Raw genomic sequence first — 23,142 nt, 5'->3', positions numbered from 1 at the left:
CGGCACCGCACAGGCGAAACTGGATGTATGACAGGGGATCAGAGAGCACGAATCATCGGCGGCGCGTTCGGACTCGCGTTCGTCGAGGCGAACGCCGGTGCGCTGCCGTTGATCGTCGATGTTTCGCTGCGAGGACTCGCGATCGCGGTGTTCCTCGGCCTGCTCGTCACCCTGCTGCGCGGTCCGACTCCCGCGCCGCCGGATGCCTTGCCGGGCACGAATTTCGGCCGCAGCTACTGGATTGTGGTGGCTGGCGAGGTAGTCGCCGGGGTGGCGGGGATCATCGTCATCGCGGGGTTGCTGCATCGCCGTCGCGCCACCGAGCATTCAGCGCCATGAGGTGTGCCCGAATTCAGCCGTCCAGACCGGACAGGAAGCCGCGTGCGGGGGCGAAGAAACTCACCCCTGTGACGGCCGTCGAGTAGTCCAGGATGCGGTCGTGCAGGGGCGGTGGATCGCCGAGGAACATGCGCTCCAGCATTTTCTCGATCACCCAGAGCCGGCGCGAATACCCGATGAAGTAGGTGCCGTACACATTTCGGCCGGGAACCGCGAACGGCATGTTGTCCCTGAGGATGTCGTACTCGCCGATGTCGTCGGTGATGGTGCACAGGGTCTTGTGCGCCTTCTGGCCCGCGGTGGCGTCGGGGAGCTCCACATTGTCGAATTTGGTGCGCCCGATGATCCGCTGCTGGGTTTCGGTCGTCTCGCGTTCCCAGGCGGCCAGGTCGTGCAGATATTTCTGCACGACCACATAGCTTCCGCCCGCGTGATCGGGATCCTCGTCGCCCACGACGATGTCCTCCAGCAGCGCGGCGCCGTTCGGATTGGCTGTGCCGTCGGCGAATTGGAGCAGATCGCGACCGTCGAAGTAGCGAAATCCCGTCACCTCGTCCACCACGGTCACCGCATCCCCGAACCGGGACAGCAGGATCTTCTCGAACTCGACGATCAGATCCGTCGAGTCCGATCGGACGTGGTAGAGCAGGTCGCCGGGCGTCGACACCGCCGCGTGCGCCGCGCCGCGAAACTCCTTGAACGGGTGCAGTTCCCGAGGCGCGGCGGTGTGCGTGAGCGGCTCCCACAGCCGGTGCGAGATCCCGGCCGTGCATCCGAAGGTGGTTTCACCGGCCCGGACGAGTATGTCCCCGACGAGGTCATCGGTGGCGGCCAGGACCGCCCGGGCCCGCGCGAGCGCCGCCGGATCGGCGCCGACCTCGAGCACCAGGAACAGCGCGGACGCCGTCGCGGGTGGCGCGATGTGCTGAGATTCGGCCGGCGCCTTGGTCATACACCGACCGCCTGCCGCTCCTCGGCGGGCTCCGGATTGGCCACGCGCGTCACCAGCCGGTCGTCGTCGGTGTCCAGGGTGATCACCGCGCCGTCGTGGATGTCGCCGGTGAGCAGGGCGCGGCCGATGCTGGTCTCGACCTCGTGAGAGATGAAGCGCCGCAACGGCCGCGCCCCGTAGACGGGGTCGTAGCCCTCGCGCGCGATGAGCTCGCGCGCGGCCGGGGTCAGCTCCAGGCTCAGCCGGCGATCGGCCATCCGCCGGCGGAGGTCGGCGACCTGTAGATCCACGATCTGCTCGATCTCCGACAGCGACAGCGGCTTGAACAGGATGATGTCGTCGATCCGGTTCAGGAACTCCGGGCGGAAGTGGGCACGCAGTTCGCTCATCACCAATTCCCGTGCGCTCTCGGTGATTTCGCCGTCCTCGCCGATGCCGTCGAGCAGATGCATCGAGCCGATGTTCGCGGTCATGATGATCACGGTGTTGCGGAAATCGACTGTCCGCCCTTGCGAATCGGTGAGCCGGCCGTCGTCGAGGATCTGCAGCAGCGTGTTGAACACGTCGGGGTGCGCCTTCTCGATCTCGTCGAACAGCACCACGGAATACGGCTTGCGGCGGACCTGCTCGGTCAGCTGCCCGCCCTCCTCGAAACCGACGTAGCCGGGCGGCGCCCCGACCAGCCGGCTGACGGTATGGCGCTCTTGATATTCGCTCATGTCCAGTCGGACGATGTTCTCCTCGGCGTCGAACAGCGTCGCCGCGACGGCCCGGGCGAGTTCGGTCTTGCCGACGCCGGTCGGCCCGAGGAACAGGAACGACCCGATGGGCCGGCGGGGATCCTTGATCCCGGAGCGGGCGCGCACGACCGCATCGGTGACCAGCCGGACGGCCTCGTCCTGCCCGACGACCCGTTCGTGCAGGACGCTGTCCAGCCGGAGCACCTTCTGCCGCTCGCCCTCCACCAGCCGCGTGACGGGAATGCCCGTCCAGCGGGCGACGATCTCGGCGATCTCGTCGGCGGTGACCTCTTCGCGCAGCAGCCGGTCTCCGCCCTGCTTCTGCTCGAGCCGTTCCTCCTCGCCGTGCAGCCGGCGTTCCAGCTCGGGCAGCGTGCCGTGCCGCAGTTCGGCCGCGCGATTGAGGTCGTAGCCCTGCTCGGCCTCCTCGATCTGGTGCCGGACCTGTTCGATCTCCGACCGCAGGGTCTGGAGTTTGCGGATGGCGCTGCGCTCGGACTCCCACTGCGCGGTCATCGCGTCGGCCTGCGCACGCTGATCGGCGAGTTCCTTGCGCAGATCCCGCAGCCGCTCCTGGGAGGCTGCATCGGTCTCCTTGTCCAGGGCGGCCTCCTCGATCTCGAGCTGCATCACCCGCCGGGTGATCTGGTCGAGTTCGGCGGGCATGGAGTCGATTTCGGTGCGGATCACCGCGCACGCCTCGTCGACCAGGTCGATCGCCTTGTCCGGCAGGAAACGATCGGTGATGTAACGGTGCGACAGGACCGCGGCCGCGACCAGCGCCGCGTCCTGGATCCGCACGCCGTGGTGGACCTCGAACCGCTCGCGCAGGCCGCGCAGGATGGAGATCGTGTCCTCGACGGTGGGTTCGTCCACCATGACGGTCTGGAAGCGCCGCTCGAGCGCCGCGTCCTTCTCGATGTAGCGGCGGTACTCGTTCAGTGTCGTCGCGCCGATGCAGTGCAGTTCGCCGCGCGCGAGCATCGGCTTGAGCATGTTGCCCGCGTCCATGGACCCCTCGGCCGCGCCCGCGCCGACCACAGTGTGCAGCTCGTCGATGAACAGCAGGATCCGCCCGTCCGCCGACTTCACTTCGTGCAGAACGGCTTTGAGGCGTTCCTCGAACTCGCCCCGGTATTTGGCGCCGGCCACCAGCGCGCCCATGTCGAGCGCGAAGATCGTCTTGTCGCGCAGGCCCTCGGGGACGTCGCCGCGCACGATTCGCTGCGCGAGCCCCTCCACGACGGCGGTCTTGCCGACGCCCGGCTCGCCGATGAGCACCGGATTGTTCTTGGTCTTGCGCGAGAGGATCTGGATGACCCGGCGGATCTCCGCGTCGCGGCCGATCACCGGGTCCAGGGCGCCGCTGCGGGCCGTGGCGACCAGGTCCCGGCCGTATTTGTCGAGCGCCTCGTACGAGCTCTCGGGATTGTCGCTGGTGACCCGCTGACTGCCGCGGACCTGGGCGAGCGTCTCGAGCACCCGGGCGCGGGTGACCCCGAGCTCGCCGAGCAGCCGCCCGGCCGGATTGCGGCTACCGCTGTCGCACATCGCCAGGAGCAGATGTTCGACCGAAATGTATTCGTCCTTCAGCCGTTCCGCCTCGCGCCCCGCGGCGACCAGGACCTCGTTCAGCGCCCGCGAGGTGTGCACCGGCGCGGACCCGCCGGTACCGGACACCTTCGGCTGCCGCGCGATCGCCTCGGCCACCCGGCGCCGCAGGGTGGCGACGTCGACATCGGCCCGGTCGAGCAGCCGGCCCACCAGGCCGTCGGGCTGGTCGAGCAGTGCCAGCAGCAGATGATCGGCACCGACCTCGGTGTTGTGGTTCTCCAGCGCCAGCGACTGCGCGTCGCGCAGGGCCTCCTGCGACTTCTCGGTCAAATTGGTGGGCGCCATCAGGTGTTCCTCTCCGATCCCGCATGCCGGTGAGCGAGTAGGTGTTCCAGCGCGTCGATGCGCGCGATCAGGTCAGCCGCGAGCAGGGCCCCGGCGTAGTTCAGGCCCAGATCGATCCGGAGCCGTTGGATCCGCGCGAGCCGGGCGGCGGAATCGCGGCGGAACAGTGGCCGTTCGGGACTCCCGCTGGGCTCGAGCGCGCCGAGGGCGACGAGCCGGCGCACGAGTTCGGGATGTAGACCCGACTCCACCGCTACGACGTCCAGGGTCACCAGCGGGGTGCCGTCGGCGTCGAGGCGCTGCACGGCGACCAGTGCCCGGGTCCGGGGTGCTGTCATGCCGATTCCTCCCGCGGATCGAAGTGCGTGGCCGCGAGCTTCTGGTACAGCTCGCGCTGCTCGTCGTCGAGATGCTTGGGCACGGCGATCTGGATGTGAGCGAACAGGTTTCCGGATTCGCCGCGGGTGTTCGGCATGCCCTGGCCGCGCAGGCGCAGCGTCCGCCCGCTCGACGAGCCGGCCGGGACCCGGACCTTCACCGTCCCGGTCAGCGTGGGCACCGGCACGCTCGCGCCCAGCGCCGCCTCCGACGGCGAGACCAGCACATCCACGTGCAGGTCGTCGCCCTCGCGGCGCAGCCGGGGATGCGGTGCGATGCGGGCCCGCAGGAACAGGTCACCGGCCGGGCCGCCGTCGTGGCCCGGCCCGCCCTCACCGGCCAGCCGGATGCGCTGGCCGTCCCGGACGCCCGGGGGTATCCGGACGTCGTAGTCGCGCCCGTCCGCGAAACTCAGGTGTTTGTGTCCGCCGGCGGCGGCCTCCGCGAGCGTGAGGTCGAGATCGGCCTCATGGTCCGCGCCGCGCATCGGATAACTCGCCGAGCCCTGCGGGCCGCGCGCCCGCGCGCCGGCCCGACCGGCCCCGAACAGCTGCTCGAAGAAATCGCTGAAGTCGGCGCCGCCGCCGAAGTGGACGTCCCCGGCGTATCCCCCGCCGAAGCCGGGATCACTGGAAACATCCTGTCCCGCACGCCAATCGGCGCCGAGCCGGTCGTATTGCGCTCGCTTGTCCGGATCGCGCAGTACTTCGTACGCCTCCGAGATCCGCTTGAACCGGTCCTCCGCTTCGGGATCCTTGTTCACGTCCGGGTGGTGCTTGCGCGCCAGGCTGCGGTACGCGCGGCGGATGTCGTCCTCGGTGGCGTCCCGGGCGACGCCGAGCGTCTCGTAATAGTCCTGATAGCCGACGGGCATCAGCCACCGTCCGTCTTCCGCCTGCCGACGACCACCTGCGCCGGCCGGATGATCTCGCCGTCCCGGTTCGTGTAGCCCGAGCGCGCGACCTGCGCGATCAGCTGGTCGGCGGCATCATCGACCGGGACCACCGCGATCGCCTCGTGCCGTTGCGGATCGAACCGGGTGCCGGCGGCATCGATGCGGGCGACGCCGTTGCGAGCGAGGATGGCGTTCATCTGCTCGAGCACCGCGCTCAGTCCGGGATCGCCCGGCTCCATCTGCAGGGCGCGCTCGACGCTGTCGACCGCGTCGAGCCATTCGTGCAGCATCCGGTTCCGGGCGGCGGCCGCCTGCCGCTCGGCCTCGCGTTCGGTGCGCTTGCGGTAGTTGTCCAGGTCGGCGAGGGCGCGCCGGTAGCGGTCCTGGGTCGTGGCCAGCTCGTCCCGCAGCGCCGCGATCTCGTCGGCCGGCGGGGCAGCCTCGGCGTGCTCACCCGTGTCGGTCGACTCGGCGGCGGTCTCCTCGGCGTTCATTCGCGGGTGAAGTCGGCGTCGACGACGTCGTCGTCGCTACCCTGCGTACCGCCCGCCGACGGCCCGCTCCCCGCGCCCGCCGCCGCCGACTGCGCCGCGGCGGCCGTGGCCGGCAGCGTGTGCACGATCTGCTGCAGATCGGCGATCAGCGGACGCACCCGGTCGAGCCCCGCCTTGTCGTCCACGGCCGACTTCGCGTCCGCGACCAGCTGCTCGGCACGGGCCTTCTCGTTCACCGGCACCGAATCCCGATACTGCGTCAGCAGCTGTTCCACCTGATAGGCCATGCCGTCGAGCTGGTTGCGCGCGTCGACTTCGTCCCGGCGCGTCTTGTCCTCCGCCGCGTGTTCCTTCGCCTCGGCGACCATCCGATCGATGTCCTCGGCTATCAGATTCGCCGACTCGGTGATCTCGACCTTCTGCTCGAGGCCCGTGTCCTTGTCCTTGGCGGAGACATTGAGAATGCCGTTGGCGTCGGTGTCGAAGGTGACCTCGATGTGCGGCGCGCCGCGCGGAGCCGGGCGGATGCCCTCGAGGCGGAACCGCGCCAGCTGGCGATTGTCGGCCGCCAGCTCGCGCTCGCCCTGCAGGACCACCACGTCGACACTGGTCTGGTTGTCCTCGGCGGTGGAGAACACCTCGCTGCGGCGAGCCGGGATGGTGGTGTTGCGCTCGATGACCTTCGTCATCACCCCGCCCATCGTCTCGAGGCCCAGGGACAGCGGCGTCACGTCGAGCAGGACGACATTCTCCACGTCACCCTTGAGCACACCGGCCTGCAGGGCGGCGCCGATCGCGACCACCTCGTCCGGGTTGACCGACATGTTCGGTTCCTTGCCGTCGGTGAGCCGGCGCACCAGCTCCTGGACGGCCGGAATGCGGGTCGAACCGCCGACCAGGATCACCTCGTCGATGTCGTGAGCGGTCAGCTTGGCATCGGCCAGGGCCTGCTGGACGGGCTTGCGGGTGCGCTCGACCAGCGACTCCGTCAACTGGTCGAACTTCACCCGCGAGAGGGTCAGGTTCAGGTGCTTGGGACCGGATGCGTCGGCGGTGATGAAGGGGAGATTGATCGTCGTGGTGGTGGTCGTGGACAGTTCCACCTTGGCCTTCTCCGCGGCCTCGTACAGGCGTTGCAGGGCCTGCGCGTCCTTGCGCAGGTCGATCCCCTGGTCCTTCTGGAACTCCTCGGCGGCCCAGTCGACGACGCGCTTGTCGAAATCGTCGCCGCCCAGGTGACCGTCGCCGCTGGTCGAGCGGACCTCCACGACGCCGTCGCCGACATCGAGAATCGAGACATCGAAGGTGCCGCCGCCGAGGTCGTAGACCAGCACGGTCTCCGCGCCCTTCTTCTCCAGGCCGTAGGCGAGTGCGGCCGCGGTGGGCTCGTTGACCACCCGTAGTACCTCGAGCCCGGCGATCTTCCCGGCGTCCTTGGTCGCGTGCCGCTGTGCGTCGTTGAAGTAGGCCGGGACGGTGATGACCGCCTCGGTGATCTTCTCGCCGAGCACCTTGCTCGCGTCCTCCACGAGCTTGCGCAGCACCTGCGCAGAAATCTCCTCGGGTGCGTACTGGCGCCCACGGACGTCGAACCGGACCGCGTCGTTGGGTCCCTTGTCGACCTTGTAGGACACGATCTTCGACTCGTCGTCGACCTCGTCCCATTTGCGACCGATGAATCGTTTCGCGGAATAGATCGTCGCGTCCGGATTCATGATCGCCTGACGCCGGGCCACCTGACCGACCAGGCGCTGACCGTCATCGGTGAAGGCGACCACGGACGGCGTGGTGCGCCCGCCCTCGGCATTCGCGAGGATCTCCACGCGCCCGCCTTCCATAGTCGCTGCGACCGCCGAGTTGGTGGTGCCCAGATCGATGCCGACTGCTTTAGCCATTCGATTCCTCAATCCGCCGATCGAAGGGGAACCGCCGTCCGTGGGCGGACAACGGTGCGCGGAGCACGAGCAACGCTACGCACGTGGGAAACGTCCCGGGGCGGTCCGGAAATGGTCTTGTTCGCGTGGTCAACGACTTCGGTAGGCGCGGACAAATAGCGCGCGGGTCACAGTGTTTCGACGCGGCGGGATAATGCGATATCCGTATTCGGATCGGAGTTGTTGAGCCGCAACGCGTACATCGCGGCCATGAGTTCAGCCGCGTCGCACGGGTCCGAGAGGTGCCGGCCGGTCAGATCCTGCAACCGCCGCAGCCGGTACCGCACGGTGTTGGCGTGGCAGTACAGCAACTGGGCAGCGTTCTCCGCGGACCCCAGGTTGCTCAGGTAGACCCACAGCGTCTCGATCAGCATCGCGCGATCCTCGGCGGGCAGCGCCAGGACCGGGCCGAGCACCCGGCTCGCCAGGCGCAGGCCCTCCCCCGGCGCGCAGACCACCAACGCCGCCAGGGGACTTGAACTGAAGACGTGCACCCCCGGTTCCCTCGCCGGGATCGTCTGCAGCGCCGCCTGTGCCAGCAGTAACGCGCGCGGCGTCTCGGACAGGTTGTCGAACAGCGGGCTGATCCCGGCCCGGGCTCCCGTCGTCGACGTCACGACCCGCACGACGGTGTCGACCGCATCGTCCCGCAGCGCGACCAACCCCAGTTGCTGCGCCGGCGTCAGCCGCCAGGCCGAGACGATCCCCGCGGCCGCGAGCTTCTCCTCCACGTCGGGCAGGCTCTCCTCGGCCACGCGCGGGGTGTCCGCGACCACGACGACGTGGTGTGCCCCGCGGGGAAACCCCAGCAACGCCGCGGCCTCCCACGGCCCCGCCTCGGGCGTGGGGTGACCGGTCAGCAGCGCCTCGAGCAGCGCGGAGCGGCGCCGCTGCGGGGAGACGCGGACCCCGGCGCCGGCCTCCCGGTACGCCTCGGTCATGGCGTCGGCGTGACGATCGGCGAACTGCAGGATCGTCGTCGCGGCGGCCAGCAGCTTCTCGCAGGTCTGCACCGAACGCGAACGTTCACGGTCCAGAATGGCTCGCCACAGCGCCACGAACGCGGCCCGGTACACCTTCAGGACCTCGGGCAGCGGAGCCCCCTCCCGGGCACAGCGCGCCGCGGTCCGCCGCGCGTCCTCGAGGTCGATCCCGCGCCCCAGCCGATCGTCGATCGCCGCGACCGCCAGCTGCAGGCTGTGTTCCACCGAGGCACGCAGCTCGCCCGGCAAGACGGTCCCGGCAACCGGATAGCAGCCGATCTCCTCGATAACCTCGTGCACCACACCGTCGGCCGCCGCCATCGGATTCGGCGCGGTCCGCGCATCGTGGCCGGAATATTCCTCGAGAGTCAACCCGCTTTCTCCGTCCATTGCCATCGCCTGGCACCGCGAATATCGACTCTGCTTCGAATGGGTCGTGACCCGGCCCCCTGTACGCGCTGTGCGGAATTACGCCGGCGCCACTGCCGACGCCGGGGTACCGGCTTCGGATTCTTCGATACCAGTATTCGGCGATACCGCGCCGCTGTCCAAGACCTGTCGGCTACCACCTGATAGGCGCGACCGATCGGGCGATATTCGCCGTGGTGAGCACCGAATTCGCCGCGCCACCTGTACCCGGCCGGCGACGGGCCACGATCGGACCTACCTCTCACCCTTCGGGTTCTCCTATGATCAAGGGCGCGGCACGCGACGCCGATCAATGGCATGCTCGACCCGTATCACCCGATCCGCACCCCGCTGGGCCCTGCGATTCACATGCCGCCCCAGCCACACAGTCCGCCGGCGCGTATCAGCCGGCCACCGCAGGACAATTGTGGAAAGGCCATCGCACCCATGATGCATTGGCACCGACACGAACACACCGAACCCGCCGCCGAACAGGCTCCGGAACGGGACAGCGCGCAAATCGAGATCCTGCGGGTGTTCGCCGGGGAAGACGGGCAGGGCGGCATCCCGATCGGCCTGATCCGCCGCCGCGACGTGACGCAGACCGATCCCACGGCCCTGGTCGCACGCTGCGGGGTCGACTGCCTGGTGATCTTCGACGATCCACTGGACGGTTCGGCAACGGCGGAGTTGTTCGCCGCCGACGGACCGCTCGACCGCAGCTCCGCCGGTTGCCTGGCCCTGGGATGGTGGCTCACGACGTCGCACACCCCGGTCACCGCGGTCCTGGTCGCGGGCACGGAATTCACCGTCGCACAGTCCGCGCACTTCGGCTGGGTGAGCACGGATCCCGCCGCGGGCCGCGACCCCGTACTCCATCGGATCGACGACGTCGAGCTGATCGAGAAGGTGACCGCGGACGAGCTACCGGAGCGGACCGAGTGCGTATGGGCGTACTGCTCCGAAAAGTCGGACACGCTCCTGGAAATCAAGCGAATGACACCGGAATCGGATTTGATCGCGGCCGCCTCGACCGCGCTGACCGCACGGCTCGGGCACGGGACGACCCTCGTGGACACGGCCGGTATCCACGTCGTCACCAGCATGGACGCGCAAGGACGAATACTGCTCGGCGGCCGGGTGAGTGAGGATCGCGTCGTCGTTCTCTGACACCGACCTCCCGCGCCGCGGCGCACGATCCGAGCACCCGATCGGCCGGTACGAGAAAGGAATCGACGATGCCGAATCTGATCACCTCCATCGAGGGACTCGACGTGCTGGACCGGGTCGGCGGCCCGATCGCGGCGGCGGTGCGCAAGGCCGTGCGCTCCGACGCGGCGCAGAGTGCGCTGGCGGGCACCTGGCTCGGACACAAGTTGCACCCGGTGTTAACCGATGTGCCGATCGGCGCCTGGTCGATGGCATGCCTGCTCGATGCCTCCGCCGGTCCGGCCGGCGCGCGCGAGGCCCGCAGACTGGTCGGCATCGGCATTCTCGCCGCGGTGCCCACGGCGATGACGGGGGCCAACGACTGGTCGCTCGGCTACGGCCCAGAGCAGCGGCTCGGGCTCGTGCACGGCCTCGCCAACGCGGCCGGCACCACCTGCCAGGCGATGTCGTGGATCGCGCGGCGGCGCGGGCGGCGCGGGCGCGGGATCGCGCTCAGCGCGCTCGGGGTGGGGTTCACGCTCGGCGCGGCCTATCTAGGCGGGCACCTCACCCTCGTCCGCGGAGTCGGCGTCGACCACACCGCGTTCGAGCCGACGGTATCCGAATGGACCGACGTCGCCGCGGAATCCGATGTCCGAGAAGGTGATCCGCTGCGGGTGAGCGCCGCCGGCATCCCGGTCATGCTCGTGCGACGCGGCCCGGACATCCACGGATTGTCGGCGACCTGCGTGCACGCGGGCGGCCCGCTCGACCAGGGCAAGCTGGTCGGCGACGACTGCATTGCCTGCCCGTGGCACGGGAGCGTCTTCCGGCTCGCCGACGGCCACGCCGTGCGCGGTCCCGCCGCCGAAGCGCAGCCACGGTGGGCGGTGCGGGTGGACGCGGGACGGGTGCTCGTTCGCTCGGGCAGCGCCCGCTAGCGCGGCGACCATGCTGATCATGTTTCCACCGCTGCAAGCACTTCCTGTCCTCGCACTTCGTCGAAAGGAACTGTGATGGCCATCGATTTCACCAACCGGTCGGGTGCGGATGCCGGGCCCGGCGGCGCGAAGGATGGGCGGGCGGTGCCGAGTTTCCACCCGTACGACCATCCCGCGGCCGGGTGGGGCGCGGCCAAGTCGGTCACCGAGTTCATGATCCGCCAGGAGAAAGAGCCGATCCTCGGTCCACTGGCCATCGTGAAGATGAATCACGAGAACGACGGGTTCGACTGCCCCGGGTGCGCCTGGCCCGACTCGATCAAGGGCATCCATCTGGACATCTGCGAGAACGGGATCAAGCACGTCACCTGGGAGATGACCCACAAGCGCGTCGGCGCCGAGTTCTTCGCCGCGCACACCGTCACCGAGCTGTCGGGCTGGAGCGATCATGATCTCGAGGACCAGGGCCGGCTCACCGAGCCGATGACCTACGACCCGGACACCGACACCTACGTGCCGATCAGCTGGTCCACGGCATTCGAGCTCGTCGGGCGGGCGCTGCGCGAGCTCGACGACCCGAACCGGGCGGCGTTCTACACCTCGGGCCGGCTCGGCAACGAGGCCACCTTTCTGTACCAGCTGCTCGCCCGCGAACTGGGCACCAACAATCTGCCCGACTGCTCCAACATGTGTCACGAGGCCAGCGGCCGCGCGCTGCAGGCCGCGATCGGCAGCGGCAAGGGCACGTGCGACCTCGAGGATTGGGAGAGCACGGACGCGCTGTTCATCATGGGCGTCAACGCCGCCTCCAACGCCCCGCGCATGCTGACCGCATTGGCCGAGGCCGACCGGCGGGGCGCGCAGATAGTGCACATCAACCCGCTGATCGAGGCGGGTTCGCGCCGCACCATCATCCCGCACGAATTCGCCCGGATGGCGACCTTCCGATCCACGCCAGTCGGCACTCTGAACCTGCAGACCCGCATCGGCGGCGACCTCGCGGTCCTGCGCGGCATCGCCAAGGCCGTGCTCGAGGAGTCCAGCACCGACCCCAAGGCGCTGGACCACGCGTTCATCGAGCGCTACACCACCGGCTTCGAGGCCTACCGCGCGAAGGTCGAGGCCACGCCGTGGGCGCAGATCGAGCAGCAGTCCGCGCTGAGCGAGGCACAGCTGCGCAAGGCGGCGCGCATCTACTGCGACGCCGACCGATCGATCATCAGCTGGTGCCTGGGCATCACCCAGCACGAGCACGGCGTCGACACCGTCCGCGAGATCGTGAATCTGCTGCTGTTGCGCGGCAATCTGGGCCGCGAGGGCGCCGGGCCGTCCCCAGTGCGCGGGCACAGCAACGTCCAGGGCAACCGCACCTGCGGCATCGACCACCGCCCGACCGCGGCCTTCCTGGACCGGCTCGCCGCGGTGTGCGGGATCGATCCGCCCCGCGCGCACGGGCTCGACACCGTGGCCACCATCGAGGCCATGCACGCCGGCGACGTGCGGATCTTCGTCGGCATGGGCGGCAACTTTGCCCTCGCGGCCCCCGACACCGCCTACACCTTCGACGCACTGCGGCGGTGCGAACTGACCGTCCAGGTCAGCACCAAACTCAACCGCAGCCACCTGGTGCACGGCGCCCGCGCGCTGATCCTGCCCTGCCTGGGCCGCACCGAGCGCGACGAGCAGCGCGGCGGCCTGCAGCAAACCTCGGTCGAGGATTCGATGGCGATGGTGCACCTGTCCAAGGGCATGAAATCCCCTGCCTCACACCACCTTCGGTCCGAGCCGTCCATCGTCGCCGGTATTGCCAAAGCCGCTCTGCCGCAAAGCAATACACCCTGGGACCATTACGTCGAGGACTACGATCGGATCCGCGACACCATGGCCGAAGTCCTCGACGGCTTCGAGGATTTCAACCGCCGCGTGCGCCTGCCGCTCGGCTTCCGGATCAAACAGCCCGCCCGCGAACTGATCTTCCTCACCCCGTCCGGCAGGGCCGAATTCTCCGACGCCGACCTGCCGGATCTCACCACCGCACCGGGCACGCTGACCCTGGCCACCATGCGCTCCCACGACCAGTGGAACACCACCATCTATTCCGACAACGACCGCTACCGCGGCGTGAAAAACCTTCGCACCCTGGTGTTCATGAACGAGCACGACATGCGCGAGCGCGGCTTGGAGCTGTTCGACGAGGTCGACATCACCAGCATCGCCCGCGACGGCAGCCGCCGATCGGTGCAGCGCTACAAGGCAATTCCCTACGACATCCCGCGCGGCTGCGCCGCCGGGTACATGCCCGAACTCAATGTGCTCTGCGCGATCGGCGATTACAGCACCCAGAGCGACCAGCCGATCATGAAGAACCTGAAAGTCACCATCGAGCGCTCCCACTGACACCGCCGCCCACTTTCCCGCTCGAGGAGCGACATGAACGAAACCATTACCGCGAAAACGATCGGAAACCCACGAGGAATCGACGACAACCCTTGGGCGTCCGGGCATCCCGCCGACGGCGAACGCGTCGCGATCTTCGCCTTCGAGGTGACGGGCGTCGACAACACCTCCGCCGATCTCCGCACCTACCACGTGACCCCGCCCGACCGGGCGTCCGAGGGCACGATCGTCCCGCAGCACCGCACCCCCGAGGGCGTCACCGTCACCTGGCTCGGCTGCGGCACCGGCACGGTGATCCGCGCGGCCACGCATCTCGATATCGAAGCGGCCATGATGGATCCGGACAACTCCGCGCAGACGATGTTCCAATGCCGGGTCCGGCCGGACAATCCCCAACTCACCCACTGAGCGCGCACCACCGGCCCGACCGCGAATCCTCGGAGGGCCGACCGATCCTTGGCACAATGGGCCAGGTGCGAACCCAGACAGGTGGTGCAAACCTCTGGCGTGCGGCGGTCACGGCGGTGGTCTCGGTGTCGGTCCTGATCGGCGCGTCCGAATGGCTGCATTGGCGGGCGTCGCGGCGGTTTCCGTGCCCGATCCCCGACCCGTTGCCCCCCGGCGGCACGCATGCCGTTGTCGTGCTGGGGTATCCGGCCAAGGCCGACGGCAGTCCGCATCCCTTGCAGACGTGGCGCTGCCGGATCGCGGAACGGTCGATGTCCCCCGGCACATCGGTGATCTTCACCGGCGGCCCGGTGAGTAACCAATGGGCCGAGGCCGAGGTGATGGCCGCTTACGCGCGGGATGTACTCGGCATACCCGCCGCGGCCATCCGAACCGAAACCGAGGCCGAAAGCACCTGGCAGAACATCGAATTCACGATCCCGATGATCGAACACGCGGACCGTATATCGATCGTGTCCTCCCCCATGCACGCCGCCCGCGCCCGCCGCTACCTCTACCTGCAGCGCCCCGACCTGGCTGCGCGGTTGTCCCCGGCCGACGACTATCGCTTTCTCGATGCGTGGTGGTTGAAACTGCCTACGGCCGCATACGAAACCAGCGCGATCGTGCGGCGGAGGGTGGGCCACACGGTGGTGCGGATCCTGGGCCGGTAGCGCCGCACCGGTCTTCGCCGGGCCCGGCCCTGCACTCGTTGCGCGACAAGAGAGTTGGCCCCGATTTCAAGGGTCGCCATGATCGTGGGCAGTGCAATCTAGGTCTGTCGCTCGTCGCGGCCGCCGCGCGAGCATGAGATCACAGTGCCGAGCCCCCGGCGTCGACCGGTGCAGGGGCGCGGCACACAGACTGTGTCCCACTGCGGGGAGTGATTGCAATGAATAAGCATGAGCCCTGGTTCGGAGATCCGTCCGTGTCGCGGAAGGTCACGATGAACCTCGATGATGCGGTCGCCTGCGCGCAACTCTGTGCCGACGCGATCGGGCGTGTCTACGGAATCATCGAACATTTTTACCACGTACCGCCGCTTCAGAAATTCGGACCGCTGCCGTCGGGGTGGTATCTGGCCAATGACTTCGACACTGCCGGACATACGGCGAACGACTCGCTTCGGAAGCATATCGAGGTACTGACCCAGCTGGCGAACGCTTTCAAGAACACCCATCAGGTCATGAGCGCCGCCGACCGCGACAGTGCACTGCAGATCGGCCCTTACGATAATTCGCCATCTCAGCAATGGAACAACTTCCGGATACCCACCAACGGAAATGGCACTCATTACGCCGAGCATCCGCCATCCCCGGTTGGAAGCGGTGACGGCACACAGTGGAATTATAGGGACCCTAATTTCGACCCCGGCTATACCCAATCTCGAGAGAAAGTAGACGGAAAGTCGAGGAATATTCACTACATTCCCAATTCGTACGACAACAAAATGGGTGCAACCGCGAACCCCTGGGGCAATACCGACGGCATCGGCGACAAGGGAATAAGGCCCGATGAAACCAAACTCGAACTCCCCTGGGACCAGGATCCGACAATTCGGCCGGATCATCGAGACGGCCGTGGCGTGCACCCCGACGAGGCCGCCGACAGTTACGACTGGGAGATCTTGCAGAAACTCGGGGAGCAGATTCCGTCCTGCACCGCCCCCATCGAGAATACCGCACGCGCTTGGCACTGGGCCGCCAATGAGCTGAACGTCATCACGGGCTATACCACAGCCAAGATACTCGGCATGATGAGCGACGGCTGGCAAGGGAAAACGAAGCAGACGGTGACCGCGGCGATGAACCAGTATCGTACCGAGTCACAGCAGCTCGTCGCGGATATGGGAAACGTCGCCGACAATCTGCGGAACAACGTGAAAGTAACGCTCCAGAACACCCACTATTGGATGCCCCCCTACGACATGGCGAAACCCAGCGACTCGGCGACGTACCAGCGGGACCTGAAGATCCTGAACGGCGCGCGCTGGGCGATGGGTGCGATCTACAACCCAGGCTTCGTCGACGCCGCGAACGCCATGCCACGGCTGGCCCCACCGAAGGGACTCGCCAACCCCGCACACAACCCACCTCCTCCACCTCCTCCACCGCCCCCGCCGGCCAACCCCACTCCGGCTCCGGCGACGCCGGGGGCGAATACCCCCACACCGGGCACCAAATCACCGAACGGCCCCGGAGCCTCGAAGCGCTCGTTGCAGGACAGAGCCCCGCATCCGAATGTGCCACCACCAGGGCAGAATTCCGGACAGGACGGCCTGCAACAGGCCGCACAGGCACTCCAGCAGGCGGCCGGTGCAGGGCAGCAGGCGCTCGGTAGTGCGCAGCAGCAGGCCCAGCAGAATACCGCCGAGGATGCCGCCAAGGCTGCGGCCGCCGACGCCGCTCTCGCCTCGGGACTGCCCGGACTCGCCGGGATGGGCGGGGCTGGCAGCCTGGGCGGAACCGCAGGAGCCCTGGGCAAGGCGGCCCAGCTCGAATCGGACGCTCTCCAGGCATCCAGGCTGTTTCCCCGAGCCGGCGCTGCCGCCGCGGAAGAGGCTGCCGCGGAGGAGAGTTCACTTGCTCGCGCCGGTCTGGCGCAGAACTCCGGTGTGGGATCGCCCGGTGCGGCGGGCGCGCGCGGCAACCAGGACAGGGAGAAGGAACGCAAGTCGGCGGTGTATCTCGAGTCGACGAAGCATCTCGCCGAGGCTCTCGGCCAGCCCGTCATCGGATCGGTGCCGGTGATCAAAGAATGAGCGCTCACTGGACTCTGACCGATCAGGAATTCGTCGCGCTGTGGCGCGAGTCCAACGACGACACGCTGCCCGTTCCGCTGGTCTACACCAGCAGGACGATGTTCGAGCACGACCATCGGCGCGAACTCCGGTCGGCACGCGACCGGATACGGTCCACGCACAGCTCGGCGATGGGCGTGATATTCGAGACGATCAACCAGCCGGACCTGCGCATCGCCGCATACGGCTGCGTGAACGCCCCGGCGGACGACCCCGAGAACTGGCTGCGGCTGCTGGGCGTGCGGCGCGGCGACAACGGGTATCTCATCAGCCAGATGCCGGGCGAAACACTCTGACACAGTGGCGGTTTCACTATCACACCGTGTGAGGCGGTGCGACTGGCCGATGTCGTCGCCGCCGAACTGCCCGAATGTCCGAGGGGCGGCCGCGGTAACCTCGAACTCCCTACGCCCACACCGGATCACGCGACAGAACCCGATATGGACTACTCCTACGGACGCTCTCGGATCGACTTCAATCAGCTGGAGGACTCCCCCACCCGCCGCGCGCAGGAATTCCTCGCCGCGCCGGCACATTCGACGGGGATCATCGAAATCGAGCAGGGCGCATCGGCTTTCGGTCCGCAGGGCATCACGCGCCGTCGGCTGGAGTGGCGGGACCTCGACGACGACGGCCGCTACATCATCGACGGGCGACACCCCCCGATCGCCACCGCCGCGGACGCCACCCGCGTCAAGGACCTGATCAACGTCGAGATCGCCGTGGTGATCCACGCGATCAGGGACGAACGCGGCCGGCGGGGCTAGACGATCGCGATGGCGCGTCCCGGATGGCGGCGAAGCCGCTCGGCCACCTGATCGGCGACGTCACCGTCGCTCAACCGCGCCGGATCCTCCTGCACCACAGGATGATTCAAAGCATCGAGACTGTCGGACACATAGTCCGGCAGCCGGTCCTCGGGCTGCTTGGCCAGGTCGGCCAGGGTGCTGACACCGGTCAGCACCAGCAGCGATTCCAGCCCGACGCAGCAGGCGCCGTCGATATCGGTGTCGAGGCGGTCGCCGACGACCAGAGCCGAGCGGGTCCCCGCCCGGGTCAGCGCATCCTCGAGCAGCGGCGCGTATGGCTTACCAGCGACGATCGGCTCGATATCGGTGGCAGCGCGCACAGCGGCGACCATCGACCCGTTGCCGGGGGCCAGCCCACGCTCGGTGGGCAACGTCGCGTCGGTGTTGGCGGCGACCCACAGCGCACCGGCGCGGATCGCGTAGGCGGCCTCGGCCAGATCCGGCCAGGCGGTCTGCGGCGAATGGCCCTGCACCACCGCGGCGGGCACGGCCGTTTCCCAGCGGCGTACCGGAACCAGCCCGGCCCGCTCGATCTCCGCGGCCAGATCATCGGTGCCGACGACCAGCACCGTCGCCCCCGGGGTCAGCCGATCAGCGAGGACATGGGCCGCGGCCTGCGCACTGGTCACCACCTCGTCCTCGGCCGCGGCGAACCCCATGTCGGCCAGGTGCGCGGCCACCGCGGCCGCCGACCGGCTCGCATTGTTGGTCACATATCGCAGCGCCTGCGCACCCTCGCCCGCCGACAAGGCCTGGGGCGCACCGGAAATCACCGCATTTCCGCGGTACAGGGTGCCGTCCAGATCCAGCAGCAATGCCTCGAACCGATCCCGTAGCCTCGTCACAGCACCCGCACCACCTTCTGCCTCCACCGGGCGATGCCGCCCGGACAGGCCGAGCCTACTGGGTGCGGAGCCGAGGCCCGACACCTGTAACCGCCGTTCGCGGCCGCTGGGCCGTGGAATATTCGAAGTCGGCGCCGGGTTCCGGATCATATGAAGATTGGCATAAACACCTTTCTGACCGACGAGGGAATTTCCGCACCCGTACTGGGCCGCGCGCTCGAGGAACGCGGATTCGAATCGCTGTTCGTCGCCGAGCATTCGCACATTCCCACGAGCCGCCGCACGCCGTACCCCGGTGGCGGCGACCTCCCCCGCATGTACTACCGCGCGTATGACCCGTTCGTCGCCCTCGCCGCGATCGCGTCGGTCACCGACCGGCTGATCCTCGGGACGGGCGTCACCCTGCTGATCCAGCGCGACGTGATCCACACCGCCAACGAGGTCGCCACTCTGGATCAGCTGTCCGGCGGCCGCGTCGTCTTCGGCGTCGGCGTCGGCTGGAACCGCGAGGAGATGGAGAATCACGGCACCGATCCCCGCACCCGCGGCGCACTGGTCGACGAGCAGCTGACGGCCCTGCGCACGATCTGGACCGAGGACGAGGCAGAATTCCACGGCAGATTCATCGATTTCGATCCGATCTTCGCCTGGCCCAAGCCGGTCCAGCGGCCACATCCGCCGATCTTCCTCGGCGGCGGCCCGGCCGCGGCCGAGCGCGCGATCAAGCACGGGATCGGCTGGATCCCCCTGAGCATGGGCGATCCGTCCGCGATCGCGGACCAGCTCGCCGGATTCCGCGATTCCGGGCTCCCCGTCGCCATCATCGGCGGCGCGCCGAACCCCGCGGTTCTGGACGCCTACGCCGAGGCGGGCGTGGAACGCGTAACCCTCACCCTGGACACGATCCCCGAGGCCGAAAGCCTCCGGGAATTGGACACACTGGCGACCTTCGTCGAGAAGTACGCGGCCTGATCCGCCCGCCCGGCTCGCAACTTCTCCTCGCCCGGCAGGTTCTCACACCACCTCTCAGCAGTGGCCCGCACCGGGCAGCCTGCCGGGCGCCAAGGCGGCGCGATGCTGCCGATCCGCACTAGTCGGCACGTAGTAGGGCGCTTCCTATCCGCCGACCGCACGGAGCCGGCAGTAGGTGACGATCAAGTCCCCGTATTCGGGATTGCCACACGCTGCGGCGGACGCCTGGGCCCGATCGCACGCATCGTCCAGCTGCGGGCCAGGTCCTTCAGCCGACAGCAGCACGGCGATCGTCTCCCACCGGCCCGGGCTTTCTCCCGGCTGGGCCAGCAGCTCTTCCAGATACCGACCTGGCTGCAGCAGTCGTAGCGCGCGGCGCGCGTAGGCGTGCACCCGCGAGGGCAGCTCGGCGCGGACAACATCGATATCGGCCTGCAACGCATGCCGCTCCGGCTGCAGCGCCGGATCCACCCCAATGGACCACGGCCTCATGACCTGATCCGGCAGGCCTTGATGATCCACCAGCCGCGGGCCCTCGGCCCGCTCGAGCGGGGTCGGTGGCCTACCGAATCCGGCATCCCGCCAGTTCGAGAACTCCCACCACTCGATCGGTGTGACGCTCAACGCCAAGCCGAACCCGACCGACTGCTGACCGCCACTCCAGGTGCTGATCGCCCGGCTACGGCCGACCGAGGCGACACCCGACGACTCGACCCGCACCCAGGAATTCCCGGAGCCACCGAATCCATACTGCCGCAGCAGCTTCCCTATCTCTCGCTCCACACGGCGCACCGCCGACTCCGGACTGACCATGCGGTCAGAGTAGCGAGACACCCCGACAGAACACCTCGATGCGCTTCCCTCAGCCCCGGTGCTACCGGCCCGGGGCGGGCGATCGGCAATCGCCTCCAGCACCTCGATCACTCCCGCTGTTCGACGGTATGCAGCCGGTGGTCTTCAACCTCGCGCGGGCACAGATCGTCACCGGGTTTCGATCGGCACTCTCAGGCCGTGCCGGGCCAGGGCCGTCTTGCGCGGCAGCGAATATGGCCGTACAGGTCCTGGTTGTGGCGCCGTCGAGACAGTCGGGCAACAGCCCGAGCGCCTACTCGCCATCGAGCCATCAGCCAGTCGGGATATCGGCCAGCAGCCCCTGGTGGTACTCGCCCCAGAGACATCGGGCCAACAGCCCCCGGCGCTACTCGCCCTCGGGGCAATCCGCGAACAGCCCCTCAGCACTAGCCACCCTCGAGCCATTCAGCCAACAGCCCTCAGCGCTACCCGCCCTCGAGGCAATCGGCCAGTCGGGATGTCGGCCAGCTGCCCGTGGTGCTACTCGCCCTCGGACTCGTGCGGCTCGGCAGTGGTCTCCGAGGCGGCGTCAGCGTCGGTTTCCTCGCGGCCGACGCCACCGGGGATCGGCTCGTCGTCTCGGCCTACACCACCCGGGACGATCTCGCCCTCGTCGAGGTCATCGCTGTATTCTCCGGCGGCCAGCTCGTCGGCGCGCTCCTCGGCGTCGGTGTCGCCGTCGACGTCGGCCGCGGCCGCGTTGAGGAACCACGTCAGGGCCTCGTCGGCGCGGTCGGCGGCCAGCAGTGCCTCCGCATAGGCGTAGAACAGGCGCGCGGAGGCGGGGCCGACTCGCGCCGGATCCAGCTCCGGAGTCTGCAGGGTCACGACCGCCTGATCGTATTGGCCCAGATCCATCCGAGCGCCCGCGACGACGATGCGCAGCTCGGTGGCCTCGTCGCCACTGAGCTGGCGTGCCTCGTCGCTACGGCCCAGTTCGATCGCGCGCTCGGGCCGGCCGAGGCCGCGTTCGCAGTCGGCCATCACCGCGAGCAGGCCGTGCCCGCCGGACATCCGGCGCGCGGTACGCAACTCCGAGAGCGCCTCCGCCCACTCCCCCGCGTGATAAGCGATGACGCCCGCGGTCTCGCGAACCACCGCGATCCGGCCGGCCCGCTGCCGCGCCGCGCGGGCGTGCTCGAGCGCCAGCTCGGGATCCTCGTCCAGCAGACGCGCCGCCATCACCAGATGGCGTGCAACGGTTTCGGCGTTGCCCTTGTCCAGGCTGAGCAGGTCGCGCCGTACGCTCGGTTCCAAATCGGTCGGCTGCACGTCGTCCGGAAGCGCCGGCTCCTCGGGACGCGGCGGCCGGCGATCGCCACCCCGGGTTCCACCGGCAGATTGTGCGCCCTCGCCGCCGCGGCGGCGGTCCGGGGCAAAGCCCTCGCGGCCCTCGCCCCCGGGGCCCCTGCCCTCTGACCGGCGATCGGCGTCATCGCGACGAAAACCACGGTCGCGATCGCCTCGGTCGCGATCGCCACGATCCCGGTCGCCGTAGGGGCGGTCGCCGCGGTCCCGATCGCCATAGGGACGGTCGCCACGATCCCGGTTGCCATGAGGACGGTCGCCACGATCCCGATCCCCATAAGGACGGTCGCCGCGATCGCGATCGCCGTAAGGTCGGCCGCGACGGTCCCGGTCACCGCTGTAGGGGCGATCGGAACCGCGACCGGACTCCGCACGCCCGCGGTCGTCACCATAGGGACGCTCGGTACCGCGGCGATCGCCGCGCCCCTGCGCTCGGTCATAATTCGGGCGATCACCTTGACGGGGCGAGTCCCGTCGACTGTCGTCACGCCGGAAACCGCCCGGACGATCCGAGCGCCTCGAATCATCGCGCCCGGCACCGCGGTCGCCCGTTCCGCGCCGGTCGTCACCGCGACCGAAGCCACCGCGGTCATCGCCGCCGGTACGATCCGGATCGCGGCGGAAACCACCACGATCGTCACCGCCCGGCCGACCCTGATCGCGCCGGTCATCACGCCGGAACCCACCTCGGTCGCCCTGCCCCGGGCGGTCCGGTCCGCGCCGGAAACCACCGCCGCGATCATCCCGTTCGGAGCCGCCGCGCCGGACACCACCGCGATCGTCACCGCTGGCGCCGCGCCGGAACCCTCCGTCGCGGTCCCCGGATTCACGGCGGTCCTGGCCGCCCCCACGATACGAATCGGTGCGGTCCGAGTTGCCGCGATCAGCGCCCGGTCGATCGGGGTTGGAGCGCCGGAATCCGCCGGATCGGCGTTCCCCACCGCCCTCCGCGTCGCCGCGCGGGCGATCGCGCCCCTCGCGGGGAGGATACGACCGGCCCTCGTTCGGGCGATCGCCGCCGGACCGGTCGTGCGACGACTTGCCGAAGCCGCCCGCACCCTGGCCGGGCCCGCTGCGGCGGAAGGGCTTGCGACCGTCGTTGTGCTCCGACACGGTGGTCCCTCTCTCTGTCCCTGGCTCATACCCGGCCGCGGCGCACGCACCCGCGTGTGGCCTGCGGGCTCTCGCACCCGCCTACCTTCAGATTCAATCACGTGTGGACAATGCGCCGTCCACGAGGCACAGGCTTGTCAAGCCCTGTTAACGCAGAGAAGGGGACCCACGAATGGGTCCCCTTCTCGCAAAGGATGTTCCGGCGGTGTCCTACTCTCCCACACCCTGGCGAGTGCAGTACCATCGGCGCAGGTGGCCTTAGCTTCCGGGTTCGGAATGGGACCGGGCGTTTCCCCACCGCTATAGCCGCCGTAACTCTATGAAACTAGACACAGAGAGCCAGACCTGTCATCCCCGAAAAAATCCGGGAACTCACATCTGTCTTCTTCTCTGGTATCTGTGTGTTGTTTCAGATACCGCACAGTGGACGCGTAGCAGCTTTGTTGGTAAGTCCTCGGCCTATTAGTACCAGTCACCTACACCCCTT

19 protein-coding genes, 1 rRNA gene and 1 pseudogene are annotated in these 23,142 nt (G+C 68.5%); 10 read left to right on the top strand and 11 right to left on the bottom strand.

All coding sequences use genetic code 11. From position 1 onward, the window contains the following. The first annotated feature begins 27 nt into the window (after window positions 1–27). Window positions 28–339, top strand: coding sequence for a hypothetical protein (locus KO481_RS30020; RefSeq protein WP_215921756.1), 312 nt, complete (start codon window positions 28–30; stop codon window positions 337–339). 13 nt (window positions 340–352) lie between these two features. Here the strand turns inward: KO481_RS30020 and KO481_RS30015 are convergent, their stop codons facing one another. From KO481_RS30015 to KO481_RS43440, 7 genes are all read right to left on the bottom strand, one after another. After that, entirely contained in the window at window positions 353–1,291 is a 939-nt protein-coding gene (locus KO481_RS30015; protein ID WP_215921754.1) for a Dyp-type peroxidase, read from the bottom strand. Further along, window positions 1,288–3,930, bottom strand: a complete 2,643-nt coding sequence (clpB, locus tag KO481_RS30010) for an ATP-dependent chaperone ClpB (protein ID WP_215921752.1) — start codon at window positions 3,928–3,930, stop codon at window positions 1,288–1,290. Before clpB ends, KO481_RS30015 begins: the two co-directional genes overlap by 4 nt. Further along, window positions 3,930–4,268, bottom strand: a complete 339-nt coding sequence (locus tag KO481_RS30005) for a chaperone modulator CbpM (protein WP_245401691.1) — start codon at window positions 4,266–4,268, stop codon at window positions 3,930–3,932. The genes clpB and KO481_RS30005 overlap by 1 nt, the downstream gene beginning before the upstream one ends. Then, window positions 4,265–5,182: a DnaJ C-terminal domain-containing protein gene (locus tag KO481_RS30000; protein ID WP_215921750.1), complete on the bottom strand. Its 918-nt coding sequence runs from the start codon at window positions 5,180–5,182 to the stop codon at window positions 4,265–4,267. The genes KO481_RS30005 and KO481_RS30000 overlap by 4 nt, the downstream gene beginning before the upstream one ends. Further along, entirely contained in the window at window positions 5,182–5,697 is a 516-nt protein-coding gene (locus tag KO481_RS29995; protein WP_215921749.1) for a nucleotide exchange factor GrpE, read from the bottom strand. The genes KO481_RS30000 and KO481_RS29995 overlap by 1 nt, the downstream gene beginning before the upstream one ends. Next, on the bottom strand, window positions 5,694–7,592 hold the full coding sequence (gene dnaK / locus KO481_RS29990) for a molecular chaperone DnaK (protein ID WP_215921748.1): 1,899 nt from the start codon (window positions 7,590–7,592) through the stop codon (window positions 5,694–5,696). Before dnaK ends, KO481_RS29995 begins: the two co-directional genes overlap by 4 nt. Window positions 7,593–7,759: 167 nt before the next feature. Next, window positions 7,760–9,004 carry a PucR family transcriptional regulator gene (locus tag KO481_RS43440; RefSeq protein WP_245401690.1) on the bottom strand — a complete coding sequence of 415 codons (1,245 nt, stop codon included), beginning with the start codon at window positions 9,002–9,004 and terminating at the stop codon, window positions 7,760–7,762. Between the two features lie 465 nt (window positions 9,005–9,469). On the opposite strand from KO481_RS43440, the gene KO481_RS29980 reads away from it, so the two are divergent. The 8 genes from KO481_RS29980 (at window position 9,470) to KO481_RS29945 (ending at window position 17,523) form a co-directional block, all read left to right on the top strand. Then, a complete protein-coding gene (locus KO481_RS29980; RefSeq protein WP_215921747.1) occupies window positions 9,470–10,192 on the top strand; it encodes a hypothetical protein in 723 nt (240 codons plus the stop codon). A 68-nt stretch (window positions 10,193–10,260) separates the two neighbouring features. Next, the gene (locus KO481_RS29975; RefSeq protein WP_215921746.1) at window positions 10,261–11,112 is read left to right on the top strand and encodes a Rieske (2Fe-2S) protein; all 852 of its coding nucleotides are present in this window, start codon (window positions 10,261–10,263) and stop codon (window positions 11,110–11,112) included. Between the two features lie 75 nt (window positions 11,113–11,187). After that, window positions 11,188–13,509: an FdhF/YdeP family oxidoreductase gene (locus KO481_RS29970; protein WP_215921745.1), complete on the top strand. Its 2,322-nt coding sequence runs from the start codon at window positions 11,188–11,190 to the stop codon at window positions 13,507–13,509. 33 nt (window positions 13,510–13,542) lie between these two features. Then, window positions 13,543–13,917 (top strand): hypothetical protein, encoded by a 375-nt coding sequence (locus tag KO481_RS29965; RefSeq protein ID WP_215921744.1) that lies wholly within the window; start codon window positions 13,543–13,545, stop codon window positions 13,915–13,917. A gap of 65 nt (window positions 13,918–13,982) precedes the next feature. Then, window positions 13,983–14,630: a YdcF family protein gene (locus KO481_RS29960; protein WP_215921743.1), complete on the top strand. Its 648-nt coding sequence runs from the start codon at window positions 13,983–13,985 to the stop codon at window positions 14,628–14,630. Window positions 14,631–14,848: 218 nt separating this feature from the next. Beyond that, window positions 14,849–16,717: a hypothetical protein gene (locus KO481_RS29955; protein WP_215921741.1), complete on the top strand. Its 1,869-nt coding sequence runs from the start codon at window positions 14,849–14,851 to the stop codon at window positions 16,715–16,717. After that, a complete protein-coding gene (locus KO481_RS29950; protein ID WP_215921739.1) occupies window positions 16,714–17,052 on the top strand; it encodes a hypothetical protein in 339 nt (112 codons plus the stop codon). Before KO481_RS29955 ends, KO481_RS29950 begins: the two co-directional genes overlap by 4 nt. Window positions 17,053–17,070: 18 nt before the next feature. Next, window positions 17,071–17,523, top strand: a complete 453-nt coding sequence (locus tag KO481_RS29945) for an ESX secretion-associated protein EspG (RefSeq protein ID WP_308166834.1) — start codon at window positions 17,071–17,073, stop codon at window positions 17,521–17,523. Here the strand turns inward: KO481_RS29945 and KO481_RS29940 are convergent. Continuing rightward, a complete protein-coding gene (locus KO481_RS29940; protein WP_215921736.1) occupies window positions 17,520–18,410 on the bottom strand; it encodes an HAD-IIA family hydrolase in 891 nt (296 codons plus the stop codon). The two genes, KO481_RS29945 and KO481_RS29940, sit on opposite strands and share 4 nt — an antisense overlap. 150 nt (window positions 18,411–18,560) lie before the next feature. Here KO481_RS29940 and KO481_RS29935 point away from each other — a divergent pair, with 150 nt between their 5' ends. Next, window positions 18,561–19,382, top strand: coding sequence for an LLM class F420-dependent oxidoreductase (locus KO481_RS29935; protein WP_215921735.1), 822 nt, complete (start codon window positions 18,561–18,563; stop codon window positions 19,380–19,382). A 144-nt stretch (window positions 19,383–19,526) separates the two neighbouring features. On the opposite strand, the gene KO481_RS29930 is transcribed toward KO481_RS29935, so the two are convergent. The 3 genes and pseudogenes from KO481_RS29930 to rrf all read right to left on the bottom strand — a co-directional run bounded on the left by KO481_RS29930 (window position 19,527) and on the right by rrf (window position 22,969). Next, on the bottom strand, window positions 19,527–20,195 hold the full coding sequence (locus KO481_RS29930) for a hypothetical protein (protein WP_215921734.1): 669 nt from the start codon (window positions 20,193–20,195) through the stop codon (window positions 19,527–19,529). A gap of 669 nt (window positions 20,196–20,864) precedes the next feature. Beyond that, a pseudogene (locus tag KO481_RS29925) lies at window positions 20,865–21,728 on the bottom strand (hypothetical protein); the annotation flags it as partial. Between the two features lie 1,124 nt (window positions 21,729–22,852). Next, window positions 22,853–22,969: ribosomal RNA gene (gene rrf, locus KO481_RS29920) — 5S ribosomal RNA — on the bottom strand. Window positions 22,970–23,142: the final 173 nt, after the last annotated feature.

This window comes from Nocardia albiluteola, assembly GCF_018860155.1.
Lineage (GTDB): Bacteria > Actinomycetota > Actinomycetes > Mycobacteriales > Mycobacteriaceae > Nocardia > Nocardia albiluteola.
This window is presented reverse-complemented; position numbering and strand designations above follow the sequence as displayed.

What these genes read in the sequence shown, in the direction of transcription:
- KO481_RS30020 (WP_215921756.1), top strand. Translation starts at nt 28, where the DNA reads ATGACAGGGGATCAGAGAGCACGAATCATCGGCGGCGCGTTCGGACTC.
- KO481_RS30015 (WP_215921754.1), bottom strand. Translation starts at nt 1,291, where the DNA reads ATGACCAAGGCGCCGGCCGAATCTCAGCACATCGCGCCACCCGCGACG.
- clpB (WP_215921752.1), bottom strand. Translation starts at nt 3,930, where the DNA reads ATGGCGCCCACCAATTTGACCGAGAAGTCGCAGGAGGCCCTGCGCGAC.
- KO481_RS30005 (WP_245401691.1), bottom strand. Translation starts at nt 4,268, where the DNA reads ATGACAGCACCCCGGACCCGGGCACTGGTCGCCGTGCAGCGCCTCGAC.
- KO481_RS30000 (WP_215921750.1), bottom strand. Translation starts at nt 5,182, where the DNA reads ATGCCCGTCGGCTATCAGGACTATTACGAGACGCTCGGCGTCGCCCGG.
- KO481_RS29995 (WP_215921749.1), bottom strand. Translation starts at nt 5,697, where the DNA reads ATGAACGCCGAGGAGACCGCCGCCGAGTCGACCGACACGGGTGAGCAC.
- dnaK (WP_215921748.1), bottom strand. Translation starts at nt 7,592, where the DNA reads ATGGCTAAAGCAGTCGGCATCGATCTGGGCACCACCAACTCGGCGGTC.
- KO481_RS43440 (WP_245401690.1), bottom strand. Translation starts at nt 9,004, where the DNA reads ATGGACGGAGAAAGCGGGTTGACTCTCGAGGAATATTCCGGCCACGAT.
- KO481_RS29980 (WP_215921747.1), top strand. Translation starts at nt 9,470, where the DNA reads ATGATGCATTGGCACCGACACGAACACACCGAACCCGCCGCCGAACAG.
- KO481_RS29975 (WP_215921746.1), top strand. Translation starts at nt 10,261, where the DNA reads ATGCCGAATCTGATCACCTCCATCGAGGGACTCGACGTGCTGGACCGG.
- KO481_RS29970 (WP_215921745.1), top strand. Translation starts at nt 11,188, where the DNA reads ATGGCCATCGATTTCACCAACCGGTCGGGTGCGGATGCCGGGCCCGGC.
- KO481_RS29965 (WP_215921744.1), top strand. Translation starts at nt 13,543, where the DNA reads ATGAACGAAACCATTACCGCGAAAACGATCGGAAACCCACGAGGAATC.
- KO481_RS29955 (WP_215921741.1), top strand. Translation starts at nt 14,849, where the DNA reads ATGAATAAGCATGAGCCCTGGTTCGGAGATCCGTCCGTGTCGCGGAAG.
- KO481_RS29950 (WP_215921739.1), top strand. Translation starts at nt 16,714, where the DNA reads ATGAGCGCTCACTGGACTCTGACCGATCAGGAATTCGTCGCGCTGTGG.
- KO481_RS29935 (WP_215921735.1), top strand. Translation starts at nt 18,561, where the DNA reads ATGAAGATTGGCATAAACACCTTTCTGACCGACGAGGGAATTTCCGCA.
- KO481_RS29930 (WP_215921734.1), bottom strand. Translation starts at nt 20,195, where the DNA reads ATGGTCAGTCCGGAGTCGGCGGTGCGCCGTGTGGAGCGAGAGATAGGG.